Below are 16,207 nucleotides of genomic sequence, written 5' to 3'. Positions count from 1 at the left end.
TCAACATTTTTTAAAATCTATTAATTATTCTGCTTTAAAATCGAGCATTTCGTTGATTTTCGATAGATCTTCCATAATGCCTTTTTTCTGGTTGGCGATGCCGTCATACCATTTGTTTAAAATGTCCTGCATGCCTTTTTCGATTTCTTTTCCTTCTGACACGAGCTGTACCATCAGGTCGATTACCTTTGTACGCTCTTCATAAAATTTAACACGTGCCGGGAAATCTTTCCCGATATTTTGTTTGAAAATATAGCCGAGTTTAATAATCCCGTTATTCATCAGCTGCTCTGAGTAAAGTGTTGAGCCGACAACTGCCAGACGTTCTTTAAAATCCGGATCTTCTTTAATATAATTTTGCATCAAAAGGGCTACCTCGTCCGCAAATGATTTAAGTTTGTTGCGCTGACCTTCCATCAGATCTTTTGATTCCTCAAAAATATTCAGCATCAGCTCTGTATGTTCAAGCATACTTTTTACTTTATTTAGTGGTTCTTCACTTGCTCCGTTAAGACGTACTTGAATTGTACGGTATACATACTGGCGTTGTAAGTAAGCCGACAGTAATATAATCCCATTGTAATGAATGCTTGCTTCGTAATGTTGTTGTGTTATCATAGTAAAATCCTCCAACCGGTATGTCTATACACTGTTAACAATACCACATATTCAATCAGTTGAAAGGAAAAATTCAAACTATTTTCACTTTTTATATAAAAAAATCCCCGAAAAAGCTCCGGGGATTTCTCCTGCCGATTACACCGATGCATAACCGATCAGTTTATTGAATTCATTCCAACTTGTCAGACGCGGATATTCTACTGTCTGATTGTATGACTGATTTTTCACAATGACTTTCGTTGTGCTCCCCGCCAATGTATTTAAAACAGCGGGCTTATCATCTACATAAACGTCAAGTTCCAAACTTTTAATAATATCGATTTTCTCATGATCTGCCATTCCGCAGGAAAAACGCTCATCCACAACCGGGAACCCCTGTGCTTTTACCCATGCTCGGGTCTGTTCACAATACCCTTTCGGACGTGACGTAATATAATAAATTTCATGTCCTTCTTCTGCCAAGGCATTTAAAACTTCCTTAGCCCCTTCAAAGCTAGGACAGTCTGTGAAATAGATTTCTTCCATCGTATCTTTCCACATTTGGCTGCCTTCTTCATTTGTTAATCCAAACGGTACGTGGATTTCGACTGTCGGGATTGTTTCGAAAACATCTTCGCTGATCTGTTTGTTCAATTTCTTATTATACAAATGAAATGCATGTCGACGTAAATCGATTAACGTATCATCAATATCAAAACCAAATTTCATCTATCTCACCTAACTTAATACGAGAAAAGCTTCATGGAACTTTTGCTCTTTTTCTATTTGTATTGCCTGAATTTTTTCGATTTGTTTTTTTCGTGCCGTTGCACAGCTGACAAAATCAAATTCTTCATTTTCCAGCAGCATCTGGGCCAGCACATGGGCATCCATTAACGAACTGTTTAATCCGTAGGCACCTGTCGGGGTCATTGTATGAACAGCATCCCCAATTAATGCAACACCTTCTTTACCCCATTGTTCGGTCGTACTGCTAAATACATCAAGCAGCACAAAGTCTTTCCATGACCGAATATGCTCCTGTACTACAGGCGCCAATTGGGGAAATGCTTTTACGAGCTTTTCAATGAATGGGATAAACGGCTGTTTGCGTAATTCCGGGTAGCTCCCCTTTTCGATATTCCAACCGATTTGGACAAATCCTTTTGCCTGCGTAAACAGGGATATTTGCATGCCGTCAACTAAGGCCATTTTTATCGAAGGCGTCCAGTACTCAGGTGCGGGTATTCTCGCCCAAAGCAAGTCATAGCCATGATCGCGAATCGTCACATCCAATTCCGCCAGCTTTCTGACCGTCGAATAACGCCCATCCGCACCGATAATTAGCTGTGCTTCAATTGTCATCTCAGCATCACCCTGTTTAGCGCGAACAGCTGTATATTGTCCATGTTCATTTTGAACAAGCTCTTTAACCGTCGTATTCAATAAATAGTCAAATGCCGGATAGCCTTTAGCCTGCTCGATAATTGCCTGAAGCAGATGTGCTTGCGGTACATGGATTCCTAAATGTCCTACTGTGGGATCCGGTTCAATTGTTTTAAACTTTTCACCGCCCATCCAATATTCCAATGTTTCCATCCGCAGCAAACCGAGCTGTTCAATTCGTTCGAAAAGCCCGTACTGTTTAAGAATACGCTCGCCTTCTTCATTTAAATGTTCCCCGCGGAATGCCTTCGCAAAGTCATTTGTCCGTTCAATTAAAAGAACCGATACATTATTTTTCGCCAATATATTGGCAAGCAGTGCACCGCCAGGACCACCGCCAACAATGCATACATCCACTTTTCTATTCATGTAAACCAGCCTTCTTTGGATAGGCTATAATACGCAAATCTTCCCCGATGCGAGTGATTTCACCGAATTCAAGCTCGCTTGCCAAATCGATTGTTTCCACATCAGATCCGGTAAACGGTGTAATGGAGTTTTTCCCTCCCAATACTTTTGGAGCGACATATACCATATACTGGTCAATGAAGCCGCCTCGTAAAAATGATGCGTTCACATTGCCGCCACCTTCAATAAGCAGATGCGTAATGCCCTTTTTATATAATGCTTTCAACATATCCTCTATGTTCAAGCCTGTTAAATCTTTTTTCACCCGGATAATTTCGACATCGTTACGTTCGAGTTGCTGTGCCTTTACTGGATCTGAGTCAAGAGAAGTGACAATGATTGTACGAGCTTCTGTCGTATCCGCTATACCTGCATCAACCGGTGTTTTCAGCGTACTATCCAACACTACTCGAATCGGGTTACGACCTTTCCGATTATCCTTTAGACGTGTCGTCAGTTTCGGGTTGTCATTTAAAACGGTTTGAACACCGACTAATATCCCGTCCACTTCATGGCGCAATTCATGGACATCCGCACGTGCTGCTTCACCCGTAATCCATTGGGAGTGGCCATTATATGTCGCGATTTTACCATCAAGTGTCATTGCGAACTTCGCCACGACAAAAGGACGTTCTGTCAGCATATTATGGATAAACCGTTCGTTCAGTTTCTGGGCCTCCTCCTGGAGAACTCCCACTTCCACTTCGATTCCCGCTTCACGCAACAGACGGATTCCGCGTCCTGCTACTTCAGGGTTCGGATCTTCCATTGCAACAACAACGCGTTTAAACCCGCTTTCCTTTAGCAGCTTCGCACATGGCGGTGTTTTGCCGTAGTGCGAACAAGGTTCCAATGTGACATAAATCGTCGCACCTTTCGTATGCTCTCCTGCCATATTCACCGCATGTACTTCTGCATGAGGTTCCCCTGCTTTACGGTGAAGCCCTGTGCCGACGACGACGCCATCTTTTACGATAACGGCCCCGACTAACGGATTTGGATTTGTATTGCCTCTTGCACTTGCTGCCAGTTGGAGCGCTAGTTGCATATAGTCCTGATCAGTTTTCATTTAAAATTCTCCTTACACCGTTAACTTTTCAGCCATCGCGATATGACCAGACTTTTCTACTTTCGTTTTCAAGTACTGTTCATTCGTTTCTGTCAGACCGCCCCATAATGGAATATGGCCATCCGCAAGTAACCCGCTCTCCTGCAGTGCTGCAAGCTTTTTCGGGTTGTTTGTAATAAGTGTTACCGGTTTTGAACGCAATACTTGCAGTACACGGATTGCGTCATCATACGAACGGACATCATCTTCAAACCCAAGTGCATGATTGGCTTCCACTGTATCAAATTCTTCTTCCTGCAATAAGTAAGCGAGCGATTTTGAAAACAGCCCAATACCGCGTCCCTCATGATCTGCTAAATAGAAGATAGCGCCACAGCCGTGCTCGACAATCATTTTCATCGATTCATGTAACTGATAGCCGCAGTCACAACGCTGTGAACCGAAAATATCACCTGTATGGCAAATGCTGTGCATGCGGATCAATGCATCTTCCTGATTGGCGAAGTCTCCATATACGAGTACTGAAGACTGCTGGCCAAATGCTAAATGCATAGACGATACGGATTCCACTACTTGTTGTTTTGTCTGATTTTTTTCAACAGTTGTCCATGAATACCATTGGAATGTTGCTTCTAGATTTTCTTGCTTTATAGGTAGCTTTACCGGTCCGACTACTGCAATATTTTGCAGTTCATCACGACGGACAAGCTGAATTTTATCTTCTAAAATAGCCATTAATTTTTTCATCTAATCACCTTTAGTTTTTATTAAGTTACTTTATGTAACCTAGTTTACAATAATAAGTGTTTAACGTCAAATAAACCAGAACTATCAATTGATAGTTCTGGTTTCTATCATACAGACCTAAACCTGTTATGGCTATTAGAAATGGTAATCTTCTATTTTTTTCATCTTTTGCGCAATCAGACTTACCGCTACAAATGTAATAAGTGAAGCAAAGATTGGGATGGTAACGGAGTGCATGCCATAAATATTTTCCGCAAATCGATAGATGACAATATACAATGTCAGACCGACTATCATTGAACTGATGGCCCCGTATTTATTTGCTTTCTTCCAGTACAGACCAAATACGACACTCCATAAAAAGGCTGATTCCAGTCCGCCGAACGCAAACAAGTTCAGCATGATTAACAGCTCCGGCGGCTTAACGGCAAATATCACTACCGCGATCCCGATAATGCTTGTGACCCAGAAGCTGCGGTTTTTGATCTGTTTATCGCTTGCTTTCGGATTGATATAGTTTAAATAAATATCTTTTACAACTGTAGAGCTTACTAGAATGAGCAGTGCATTGACTGTCGACATAATGGCTGCCATTGGAGCTGCAAGTACAATTCCTGCCAGTACCGGCGGCAGCACTTCCAATGTCAGAAGCGGCATTACTTTATCGCCGACTTCTATTCCTGGCATAACCGGACGTGCAAATACACCAATTAAATGCATGCCGAACATGATTGTCCCGATTCCGATTGTCCCGATGAGAATTGCTTTATGTAAGCTTTTCGAATCTTTGTAGCTCATCGCGCGAACGGCAATCTGAGGCAAACCGATGACCCCTAGTCCAATTAATATCCAAAATGTTGATACATACAATGGTGTCAGATTTTGTTCTGCACCAAATGGTGTCACTAAATTCGGATTTTCTGCAACGAGTCCTTGCATAATCGTGTCAACACCACCACCGGCAATGACAGTCGCAATCAGAAGAATGACTGTACCGACGATCATGATGGACCCTTGCAATGCATCTGTTAACGCCACAGCACGGAAACCGCCGATAATTACATAGGCTAAAACGGCTACCGCAAAAATAAGCAATGCATTTGTATAGGAAAGCCCTGTCAGTGATTCAATCAGACGAGCACCGCCGACCCATTGCGCTGTCATTGAGGCAAATAGGAAAATGATGATGCTGATCGCTGATAAAATAACGATTGTGTGACTGTCATAGCGTTTCTTTAAAAAATCGATTAGTGTAATGGCTTCAATACGGCGTGCAACAATCGCAAATTTCTTGCCGAGCACCATTAACACAAAATAACCTGCAGGCAGCTGTGCCATTGCCAACAGAACCCATCCAAGCCCTGTATTATAGGCAACACCTGGTCCACCGATAAAGCTTGAGGCACTGCCATATGTCGCCATCATCGTCATCGCCAGGATGAATCCGCCCATTTCGCGTCCGCCTAAAAAATACTCCTGTAAAAATGAATTCGATGTGCGTACTTGACGATTTGCCCAAATACCGATACCAAAAATGACAATTAAAAATATGAGTAATGGAATTATGACTGACCAATGTATCATTTATGTTTGTCCTCCTCTTCAAGCGAAATGTCTTTGAAGAAAAGTTTCATCGCGAGCCATATTGAAATAATCATAAAGATTGTTCCTGCGATACAGCTGTAGAAAAACCATGCCGGGAACCCTAATACATAATCGTACTCCAGCGGGTCACCGGAACCGAGCCCATATGCAAATCCGAACCAGATTGCAAAGTTGATGATGACAAGCACGACTCCGATCAGTGCTTCTTTATGTGCGATTTTAAAACGCTTATCCTGCACATTAAACATCCTTTCTGTTTACTGTTTGAATCTACTGTAACTTCAGATTCTCAAGGGAATTAACTTACTCTAAAGTGGACAACCATCTTTCAGAGACTTAACCTCTCTATTCTACGTTGCCAACCCGCGAAAGAAAAGACTTTGTCATCGATTTGTCCGGCAAAACCCAAAAAAACGACGCCTAAATTTACTAGACGACGTTCGTTTGGATATTACAGTAATTCTTTGCGCAAATCTGCTGGCGATTTTGGGGATAATAAACCATATGGAATATCGAATACCGTCTTTGCACCTTTGTCTCCTTTTGCCTGCAATTTATAGGCAGCGCGTGCATACGCAACAAGAACACTTGATGTGAACATCGGATTGGACTCAAGCGTTAATGAAAACTCCATAATTTGCTTATCTGCGTCACCAGATTCACCAGAACGGATGACAAACCCGCCATGCGGCATCCCTTGGTGATTTTCTTTAAATTCTGCTTCGGTAATAAAATTTACCGTTGTATCATAATCCGCAAAATAGTTTGGCATTTCCTTAATTTCTTTTTCGATCGCTACAGCATCCGCACCTTCAGCCAATACAACATAGCATTCACGGGCATGTTTTTCACGTGTTGTCAGTTCAGGATTTTCGCCATTGCGTACACGGTTTACCGCTTCCTTAATCGGCAAAGTATATTGTACGGCATTTTTTACACCTTCAATACGGCGTAAAGCGTCTGAGTGGCCTTGGCTTAAGCCGTCCCCCCAGAACGTATATGTATTTCCTTGTGGCAGAACTGTTTCACCTAATAGGCGGTTCAATGAAAATAGGCCCGGGTCCCAGCCAACCGAAATAATGGATACTTTATCACTTTTTTGTGCAACTGCATCAACCGCATCAAAGAATGCCGGAATATTTGCATGCGTATCATAACTGTCGATCGTATTGAACCATTGCGCAAAATGCGGAACTTGCTCCGGTAAATCTTTTGCAGAACCACCGCATAATATCATGACATCAATCTGTTCTTTATATTTCGGTGCTTCATCCACTAGATACACCGGTACGTTCGGTGATTTTATAGCAACTGTAGCAGGATCACGACGCGTAAATACAGCTACCAATTCCATGTCAGCATTTTGACCGATCGCTGCTTCCACACCGCGGCCTAAATTTCCGTAACCTACAATACCAATGCGAATTTTACTCATCTTTTTCATTCCCCCAATTTCTTTATTAGACATTTTTCCTTACATAGTGATGTAAATTCAGAATTTTCATCTAAATTAAACTTCATCATACAGTGTCATTTTTATGATTACAATAATATTTGTGATTCTCACAAGAAAAGCTATATTTCGGGCATTGCTTGTAGTATTTGCTTAAAAGTGTTTTCATTTTCTATTTAGGTAGATTTTTGATATACTGAGAAAGTAAATAAATAGACTAATTGGGGGAAAAACATGAAAAAGTTATCAGCAATCTTATTAGCTTTCACACTTGTATTTTCAAGTGTAGGGACTACGATTTTATTTGCAAATGATGCAGATACTGTAGAAGCAAAAGGATACAAGTCAGGTAAAAAAGGCTTCAACAACAATAACAACTCAAATTTCCAAAAGAAAAACAATGATGCTACAAACCCGACAACAACAAAACAAAATAATAATTCTACAAAAAAGAATGATTCAAATACAGCTTCAACTAACAAAGGCGGCTTAATGAAAGGCTTAATGCTTGGTGGTTTAGCCGGTTTATTATTCGGTAGCTTATTTGCAGGCATGGGGATGTTAGGCAATATTTTAGGACTGTTGATCAACGTAGCAGCAATTGCGGCGATTGTCTTCTTCCTAGTGAAGATTTACCAGTTAATCAAACGCAAAAAGGATAAAGAGGTTACTGACTCGTGGAAAAACTAACATTACTTGAACAAGATTTAATTAATGCCGTTTGTCTGTTCCATGCAAAATTCAAAAACGCAGCTCCCGAAGAAGTGGAAGTGGAGCTGATGTATGATGATGTTGCCGGATATTCAGCGGAAGCTTTCTACAACGGACAATTGGATGTATATAACTCTGTGAATTTCATCATGGCACTACGTCTGTATATTGATGAGCAGCTTGGCCGTGACTCAATGTCAGCGCGTATTTCTCTCGCTATTGATGATGAAGAAGGCATGATTGCCCACGTAGAGTTTTAATGAAACGTTAAAAAACCCGTCACTCTCTTTTATGAGAGCAGACGGGTCTTTTTTTATGCAGTCGGCTGCACTTCCGGTGTGTACTTCGTCGTAAGTGATTTATAGCTTACGATAAACGCGACTAATGCCAACACAGAAGCAACGACTAAATAAATAACCAGCGTTAAAGCATTTGATGATAATAATGAAAGATCCCCTAATGAAATAACCGATTTAAATCCTGAAATTGAATACGTAAACGGTAAATATGCACTTACAGCCTGTAAATTTTCAGGCAGCATTGGAATCGGCAAATTCGAACCTGTAATCGATAATTGTGCAATAGCCAGTACAAGTGCGATAAACCGCCCGATATTGCCTGCAACCGATACAAGGAAGAAAATGATCGACATGAATACAATGCTGACAAAAATCCCGAATAAAATAAACGGCACGACATGTTCTACCGATAGCTGTAATACAACTAATGTAAATACGGTAACCAGCACGGCCTGAATTGTAGCAAAGAGTGCCAATTGCAGCCACTTACTGACAAACCAGCTTACCGCAGACTTTGGCAATACAGCCGGCTTTTTAAAGTCAACAAACATGGACAATACGAGCATACCTACGAATAATGCCAACGATAAAATATACGGTGCCGTTGAATCACGGTAATATTCGTATGCATTGACTTTCTCCCCTGCCAATGTGACCGGTGATGAGAACATCGCGATATTTTCGTCGGTAATCCGTAATGCCGCCACTTGTTCACGTCCGCCTTCCAGACCAGTCGCCAATTCCGATGAACCTGCCTGAAGACGGTTCACCCCATCATTTAATGAAGTAACCCCTTCTGTCATCGTTTGCCACCCAACTGCTACGGTTTCATTTCCTGTACTGATTTGCGTTAAACCGCTTTTCAAGTTGGAAACACCTGCACCTAATTTGTTCCACGAGCTCGTTAGCGATGCGTTACCGTTTGCTACCTGTGATGCACCACCCGCTAAAGTAGAAGCCCCTGAAACGACAGCTGTCTGCCCTGCAACAAGCGCATCGATTCCTTGAACAGCTTTTTCTTGACCCGCTGTTAATGAACCAATTCCCGACACGATTGTTTTTTGGCCTGCAATCGCATTTTCAAGACCTGTCGTCAATGCTGGCATGGATTGTGCAATCTGGTTGGCACCATTGCTTAATGCATTAGCACTTTGAACGGCAACAGGATAAACGCTGCCGAGTTCACCCAAACCTGCACTTAACGCAAGTAAATTTTCGCGGTATGCTTCCATACCAGGTGCTTGCGCCAAACTTTGCAGCAATACTGCACCTTGCGCCATTTGCTCAATATCCGCCTGTTTCGACTGCAATACTGTCGCCAGCTGGTTCAGACCTTTTGCCAAGCCAGGATTCGCTTGTGTGCCGTCTCCTACCGCGATCCCTGCGTATAGCTGGTTCGCTCCTGCAGAAAGCTGCTGTAACCCACTAAGTAGATTTTCAGAACCAGGCTGTAATTGCTGTAAGCCTGTGTAGATTTCCGTTGAACCGCCTTTTAAGGAGTTAAGTCCGGCTAATACTTGCTGTGATCCGCCTTTTAACTGTGTAGCACCTGATGCCACTTGACGTGATCCGGACGCTAGCTTGTTAATGTCGCCCGTTCCTCCATTGATCGCAGAAAGAAGCTGGCCTGCCCCTGCATCGGCCGTCTTCGCACCGGCAGCAAGTTTGTTAATATCTGCCGACTTTTCCGTCAATGATGTTAATAAGGTGTTTGTCCCATCTGCCAGCTGCTCCGTGCCATCCACGATTTGCTTCGAACCATCCGCTCCGGTAGCAAATCCTGTTTCGATATCCGTAAATCTTGAGAATACCGTTCTGGCATAAGTCGCTGTAATTTTGTCCCCTAATTGTTCGCGAAGTTTTTCAACAGCACTGTTTGTTACTTGCGCTCCCATGAAGTTTAACCCTTCATTTTGGATATAGCGCAATTCCGGCACTTGCGGATTTGCATCAAGAACGGTAGTCACCTTTTGTGAAAAGTCTTCCGGTACTTCTACCACCAAGTAAAATTCCTGATTTTCCAACCCTGCCATCGCTTCTTCTTCTGTCACGAAATGCCAGCCTAATGAATTACTCTCCTTTAATGTTTCCATTAAATCTTCGCCGACATTGATTGCTTGACCACCCGAAACCCCGCCTGCATCCTTATTGACGAATGCAACCGGTAAGTTATCCAGATTGTCATACGGTCCCCATGTAGCTGACAGAAGAACAGCTACGTAAACAATTGGAATGAGCATGACACCGATCAACGCAACGAGTAAACCTTTACGATTTTTCAGTGACTGCAATTCCTTCCCAAACAACTGAAACGACCCCATAAAAAACCCCCCTTTTTTATAAAATTAGTCCTATACGAATGAATGAACACTCATGCGTATAACAATAATATATTCTAAGTTTTTACATATTTCTACTAGAAAATGTAAATATTTTCTTATTAGTACGTGAATTTTGTTCATATTAATATTCAAAAAATAGGACAATATAATCGTTAAATAACATTCTATTTTAGGACCAACTATATTTATCTGAATTTTCTAACTTATAATGTTATCGAGTGATAAGGTAAACGCTTTCATTTACATAATATTATTTGCAGAAAAATAAATAAAAAAACCACTAACATGGTTGCCCAAATTAGTGGTTTCGCTATTGAATTATTTTTCCGCAGGTGCAGCTACATCTACAATGCGGCCTTCTGTCGTAAACTTAATTTCTTTCATTGATAGTAATTGTTCTTTTAAGTTTTCCCAATCTGATAAACCTAAGTCCGTCACACGGCCTTCACCGTATGCTTTTTCGAATGAGCTGAAGCCGTCTCCGCCTTTAGCTGTGAAGGCATTTGTAGCTACTGTGTATGTTTCGTTATCCGCTATATCGACATATGCATTCGTTGCTTCATCAAAGTATTTTAATGAAACGACACGAGAACCTACTTCTTTAGAAGAATCGTATTCTAGTTTAGCACCTGAAATATGCAGGAATCCGCCGTTCTCTTTTGGAGCTTCTTTCACAGAGTGTTCAAATGCCGCTTTTAATTCAGCACCTGTAACATCCATTAATGCTAATGTATTACCAAATGGCAATACTGTAATAACTTGTCCTGTTGTAATATTGCCGGCAGGAATTGCAGCACGGATACCGCCGCCATTTTGCATTGCCATTACAACTTTTTTATCAGTATATTGTTTCGCTTTTGCAAGCATACCGTCAGTAATAATATTACCTAATACCGTTTCGCTGTTACGTACACTCACTGGATTATCATCTGATGCACGAGGGCTTACTAAATCTTCTGCGATAGTTACACCGATTTCGGCTTTAGTAATTTCATCCACTTTTTCTTTAAACGGCGCTAGAATTTTTAAACCTTCAGCGTCATCTGCAAGTTTACCGATTTCAACTAACTGACCGTCATGTTTCACGATGACACCATTTTCATCGAACTCAACGTTCACAGTACCTAGGAAACCAGCGTACTCTTTCGCTTGAACAATCAATGTTGCATCCTTTTTCTCGCCAACAGTGTTTGTATCAATTACGACTGGCTCTTTCAGTTCAGTATGCGTGTGACCGCCTACGATAATATCAATTCCAGGTACTGATTTTGCTAGAACTTGATCATTGTCATATGCAGGGTTATCGTCATAACCGATATGTGTTAAAGCAATAATTTTATCGACACCTTTATCTTCAAACGCTTTAACCGCTTTTTTCGCTTCGTCGATATAATTTTCAAATGCTACACTTCCTGGTGATGCGATGTCTTTCGTTTCAGCCGTCGTTAAACCGAAGATCCCGATTTTTTCGCCGTTTACTTCTTTAATCATACCAGCGTAAATTTTGCCGTTTTCTGGCTCGCTTGATACTAAGTCAGAGAACATTCCTGTAAACAGGCTGTCTTTTGTAAAGTCAACATTCGCCGTTAATACCGGGAATTGTGAAGCTTTAATGAAGTCTGCCAATGCTTTATGTCCTTCTGGTGAAGAACCTAAGTCAAATTCATGGTTACCTAATGTGATGGCATCAAATTTCAATGCATTTAAAAACGGTAGATCTGCTTGTCCTTGGAATTCGTTGAAGTACAATGTACCGCTGAATACGTCACCTGCATGCAATAAAAGCGCATCCGGTGTTTTAGCGCGTTGTTCCTTAACTGCCGTCATTAATTTCGGGAATGAATCCACACGTCCATGAGTATCGTTCACATGCATGATCGATAATTTATAATTGTCTGTTTCAGGTTCAGGCTGTGGTGCTGGTGCAGCCGCTGCAAGCATTGTTGCCAATACGCTTGAAAGTTCACCACGAGTTAGTTGTTTCGTAGGGTTGAATACAACTTTAGCCTCTGTTAATAATGCTGTTGCATCAATCGGATATACCGCTGAAACATTCGTTAAAATTTTAGCAAACTGATTATGTGTAATTTTATCCGCTGTACGGAATGTGCCGTCTTCATAACCTTTTACAAATCCAGTAGCTACTAATGCCGCTATTTGACTGTAATACTGGTTTGACGTTTTAATATCTTTGAAGTTAGGATTTTTCACATTTGTCGTATCTAGTTTAAGAGCACCCGCAATCATTTTTGCAGCTTGTCCACGTGTAACCGTTGCGTCTGGTTTAAAAGTACCATCTTCAAATCCTTTAACGATACCTGCAGAAGTTAGAGCATTGATTCCATCTGCATATGGATGGCTAACAGAGACATCCGTGAAAATTGTCTCTTCTGCCATTACACCTGTTGCTCCTACAGCTACTGCCGTAAATGCTGCTAAAGCTGTTGCTGAATACATTCTTTTTTTCTTCATCCAAAAGACCCCCCAAAATTTTTAACCTTCCTTTTGATAGTAACGAAATATTATAAAAATTTCCACATTTTCCGTAAAATTTTACTGTTAATTAACAAAAAATACATTCTTTAGGTCCTTTTTGCACAAAAAAAGACAAAGCCAATCGAAATTGACTTTGTCTTTCAAGTTATAGAATGGAATTATTGTTGTGCAGCTTTAGCACGTAATACCATTTGTAGGATACCACCGTGACGGTAGTAGTCTACTTCTACTTCAGAGTCGAAACGAGCTAACGCTTTGAACTCAGTTACTTTTCCTTCTGGAGAAGTAGCAGTAACAGTTAGGATATCACGTGGTTTAACATCATCAGTTAAGTTAACGTCGATTGTTTCGTCACCTTTTAATCCTAAAGTTTCAGCTGATTCGCCAGCCATGAATTGTAATGGTAATACGCCCATCATTACTAAGTTAGAACGGTGGATACGCTCGTAAGATTGTGCGATTACAGTTTTAACGCCTAGTAAGAATGTACCTTTAGCAGCCCAGTCACGAGATGAACCCATACCGTAGTCGTTACCAGCTAATACTACTAAGCCAGTACCTGCTTCTTTGTACTTCATGCAAGCATCGTAAATGTACTCAACTTCGCCTGTTGGCCAGTAAGTAGTGAAACCACCTTCTGTACCTGGAGCGATTTGGTTACGGATACGGATGTTAGCGAATGTACCGCGCATCATTACTTCGTGGTTACCACGACGAGAACCGTAAGAGTTGAAGTCACGGATTGCAACTCCGTTTTCGATTAAGTACTTACCAGCTGGTGTATCTTTACCGATTGCACCTGCAGGAGAGATGTGGTCAGTAGTGATAGAGTCACCGAACTTAGCCATTACACGCATTCCAGCTAATGTTTGGATAGCACCTGGCTCTTTAGAAAGACCAGTGAAGAATGGTGGGTTTTGGATGTAAGTTGATTTGTCATCGAAAGTATATAAGTTTTCAGTTGAAGTTTCGATTGCATTCCAAGCTTCGTTAGCAGTGAATACAGTTTCGTATTCTTTTTGGAATAATTCACGAGTTACAACTTTATTTAATACTTCGTTAACTTCTTCAGTTGATGGCCAGATATCAGCGAAGAATACTTCTTTGCCTTCTGGAGTTACAGCGATTGCGTCTTTTTGTAGATCGATATCTACAGTACCCGCTAATGCGTAAGCAACAACTAATGGTGGTGAAGCTAAGAAGTTAGCTTTTACTAATGGGTGTACACGACCTTCGAAGTTACGGTTACCTGATAATACAGAAGTTACGAATAAATCGTTTGATTTGATTGCATCTTCGATTTCTGGTAATAAAGGACCAGAGTTACCGATACATGTTGTACAACCGTAACCAACTGTGTTGAAACCGATTTGGTCGAAGTAGTCTTGTAAACCTGATTCTTCTAAGTAGCCAGTAACTACTTTAGAACCTGGAGCTAATGAAGTTTTAACCCACTTAGCAGGTTTAATACCTAACTCTACAGCTTTTTTAGCAACTAAACCAGCAGCTAATAATACGTATGGGTTAGATGTGTTTGTACAAGAAGTGATGGCTGCGATTGCTACCGCACCAGCTGGAATTTCAACAGCACCGTCTGCAAAGTTAGCAGTAGATGTTTTTGAGAATTCTTCTTCTGTTAAACCGAAACCTTGTGTACCTTGAGGAGCTACTACTGACTCACGGTAAACTTTTTTCATTTCAGTTAAAGGAATTAAATCTTGTGGACGTTTAGGACCAGAAAGGTTAGCTTCGATGTCAGCTAAGTTGATTTCTAAAACGTCAGTGTATACAGGCTCTAATTCTGGGTTGAAGAACATGTCGTTAGCTTTTAAGTAAGCTTCAACAACAGCAATGTGCTCTTCGTCACGGCCAGTTAAGCGCATGTAGTTTAATGATTCTTCATCAACTGCGAAGAAACCACAAGTAGCACCGTATTCTGGAGCCATGTTTGAGATTGTAGCACGGTCAGCTAATGGTAAACCAGGTACGCCAGGTCCGAAGAACTCAACGAATTTGTTTACTACGCCACGAGCACGTAATACTTGAGTTACTTTTAATGCTAAGTCAGTAGCTGTAGTACCGTTTGGTAATTCGCCTACTAATTTAACACCGATAACATCAGGAATTGGGAAGTAAGATGGTTGACCTAACATACCAGCTTCAGCTTCGATACCACCAACACCCCAACCTAGAACACCGATACCGTTGATCATAGTTGTGTGAGAGTCAGTACCTACTACTGAGTCAGGGAATGCTACTAAACCTTCTTCTGTTTCGTTAACGTGAACGATTGGAGCTAAGTACTCTAAGTTAACTTGGTGTACGATACCAGTTGCTGGTGGTACAGCGCGGAAGTTATCATAAGCAGTTTGAGCCCATTTTAAGAAGTTATAACGTTCAGCGTTACGTTCGAACTCTAAATCCATGTTCGCTTGTAATGCTGCTGCGTTACCGTATTTGTCTACTTGTACTGAGTGGTCAATTACAAGGTCTACAGGAATTGCAGGGTTGATTTTAGCTGGGTCTCCACCCATTTCTTTCATTGCAGAACGTAATGAAGCTAAGTCAACTACTACTGGAACACCAGTGAAGTCTTGTAATACTACGCGAGAAGGTTTGAATGGTACTTCAGCATCTGCATTGTGATTACCGAAGTTAGCTAATTCATTAACATGCTCGTCTTTAATTACATAGTTATCATATTGACGTAATACTGATTCTAATAATACTTTAATTGAATAAGGTAGGCGTGATACTTTTGCGATACCAGCTTCTTCAATTGCAGCTAAACGGAAATAGTTATAAGTTTTACCGTTAACTTCAAAAGTCGAACGACTGTTGTGTAAGTTTGCCATGTTGTGTTCCCCCTAGTTTTTCTTAATTGAAAAGGTTGTAAAGCTCTTTTCTCCACAGTCAATAATAACGCACATTCATACATAAGTAAATTGCATTATTATTATCTTTTGCGATAAGTTAAAATTATGACCTATCGGAAATGCCATTTTCTTCTGCAATTCATTTAGAAATCCTA

At 41.1% G+C, this 16,207-nt stretch carries 13 protein-coding genes; 2 read left to right on the top strand and 11 right to left on the bottom strand.

Annotation, left to right across the window (positions count from 1 at the left end; genetic code table 11):
• Positions 1-24: 24 nt before the first annotated feature.
• The 8 genes from MKY27_RS07980 to MKY27_RS07945 form a co-directional block, all read right to left on the bottom strand.
• Positions 25-618, bottom strand: coding sequence for a transcriptional regulator (locus tag MKY27_RS07980; RefSeq protein WP_339176388.1), 594 nt, complete (start codon positions 616-618; stop codon positions 25-27).
• Positions 619-756: 138 nt separating this feature from the next.
• Positions 757-1,329, bottom strand: coding sequence for a hypothetical protein (locus tag MKY27_RS07975; protein WP_339199292.1), 573 nt, complete (start codon positions 1,327-1,329; stop codon positions 757-759).
• A 9-nt stretch (positions 1,330-1,338) separates the two neighbouring features.
• Complete coding sequence (locus MKY27_RS07970) at positions 1,339-2,415, bottom strand: FAD-dependent monooxygenase (RefSeq protein WP_339199290.1); 1,077 nt, start codon at positions 2,413-2,415, stop codon at positions 1,339-1,341.
• Positions 2,408-3,523, bottom strand: coding sequence for a bifunctional diaminohydroxyphosphoribosylaminopyrimidine deaminase/5-amino-6-(5-phosphoribosylamino)uracil reductase RibD (gene ribD / locus MKY27_RS07965; protein ID WP_339199288.1), 1,116 nt, complete (start codon positions 3,521-3,523; stop codon positions 2,408-2,410). The genes MKY27_RS07970 and ribD overlap by 8 nt, the downstream gene beginning before the upstream one ends.
• A 12-nt stretch (positions 3,524-3,535) precedes the next feature.
• On the bottom strand, positions 3,536-4,270 hold the full coding sequence (locus MKY27_RS07960) for a GTP cyclohydrolase II (protein ID WP_339199285.1): 735 nt from the start codon (positions 4,268-4,270) through the stop codon (positions 3,536-3,538).
• Between the two features lie 135 nt (positions 4,271-4,405).
• Positions 4,406-5,851, bottom strand: coding sequence for a sodium/pantothenate symporter (gene panF, locus MKY27_RS07955; RefSeq protein ID WP_339199669.1), 1,446 nt, complete (start codon positions 5,849-5,851; stop codon positions 4,406-4,408).
• Entirely contained in the window at positions 5,851-6,123 is a 273-nt protein-coding gene (locus tag MKY27_RS07950) for a YhdT family protein (RefSeq protein WP_339199282.1), read from the bottom strand. The genes panF and MKY27_RS07950 overlap by 1 nt, the downstream gene beginning before the upstream one ends.
• Positions 6,124-6,326: 203 nt before the next feature.
• A complete protein-coding gene (locus tag MKY27_RS07945; protein ID WP_339199280.1) occupies positions 6,327-7,310 on the bottom strand; it encodes a diaminopimelate dehydrogenase in 984 nt (327 codons plus the stop codon).
• A 252-nt stretch (positions 7,311-7,562) separates the two neighbouring features.
• Here MKY27_RS07945 and MKY27_RS07940 point away from each other — a divergent pair, with 252 nt between their 5' ends.
• Positions 7,563-8,018 (top strand): hypothetical protein, encoded by a 456-nt coding sequence (locus MKY27_RS07940; protein WP_339199278.1) that lies wholly within the window; start codon positions 7,563-7,565, stop codon positions 8,016-8,018.
• Positions 8,006-8,299: a YxcD family protein gene (locus MKY27_RS07935; RefSeq protein WP_339176378.1), complete on the top strand. Its 294-nt coding sequence runs from the start codon at positions 8,006-8,008 to the stop codon at positions 8,297-8,299. Before MKY27_RS07940 ends, MKY27_RS07935 begins: the two co-directional genes overlap by 13 nt.
• Positions 8,300-8,352: 53 nt before the next feature.
• On the opposite strand, the gene MKY27_RS07930 is transcribed toward MKY27_RS07935, so the two are convergent.
• The 3 genes from MKY27_RS07930 to acnA form a co-directional block, all read right to left on the bottom strand.
• Positions 8,353-10,659, bottom strand: a complete 2,307-nt coding sequence (locus tag MKY27_RS07930) for a YhgE/Pip domain-containing protein (protein WP_339199276.1) — start codon at positions 10,657-10,659, stop codon at positions 8,353-8,355.
• 339 nt (positions 10,660-10,998) lie between these two features.
• On the bottom strand, positions 10,999-13,152 hold the full coding sequence (locus MKY27_RS07925; RefSeq protein WP_339199274.1) for a 5'-nucleotidase C-terminal domain-containing protein: 2,154 nt from the start codon (positions 13,150-13,152) through the stop codon (positions 10,999-11,001).
• A gap of 182 nt (positions 13,153-13,334) precedes the next feature.
• Positions 13,335-16,031, bottom strand: coding sequence for an aconitate hydratase AcnA (gene acnA, locus MKY27_RS07920; RefSeq protein ID WP_339176375.1), 2,697 nt, complete (start codon positions 16,029-16,031; stop codon positions 13,335-13,337).
• Positions 16,032-16,207 lie beyond the last annotated feature (176 nt).

This window comes from Solibacillus sp. FSL R5-0449 (genome assembly GCF_037975215.1).
Taxonomy (GTDB): Bacteria; Bacillota; Bacilli; order Bacillales_A; family Planococcaceae; genus Solibacillus.
The sequence above is the reverse complement of the archived record's forward strand: the minus strand, read 5'-3'. Positions and strand labels throughout refer to the sequence as shown.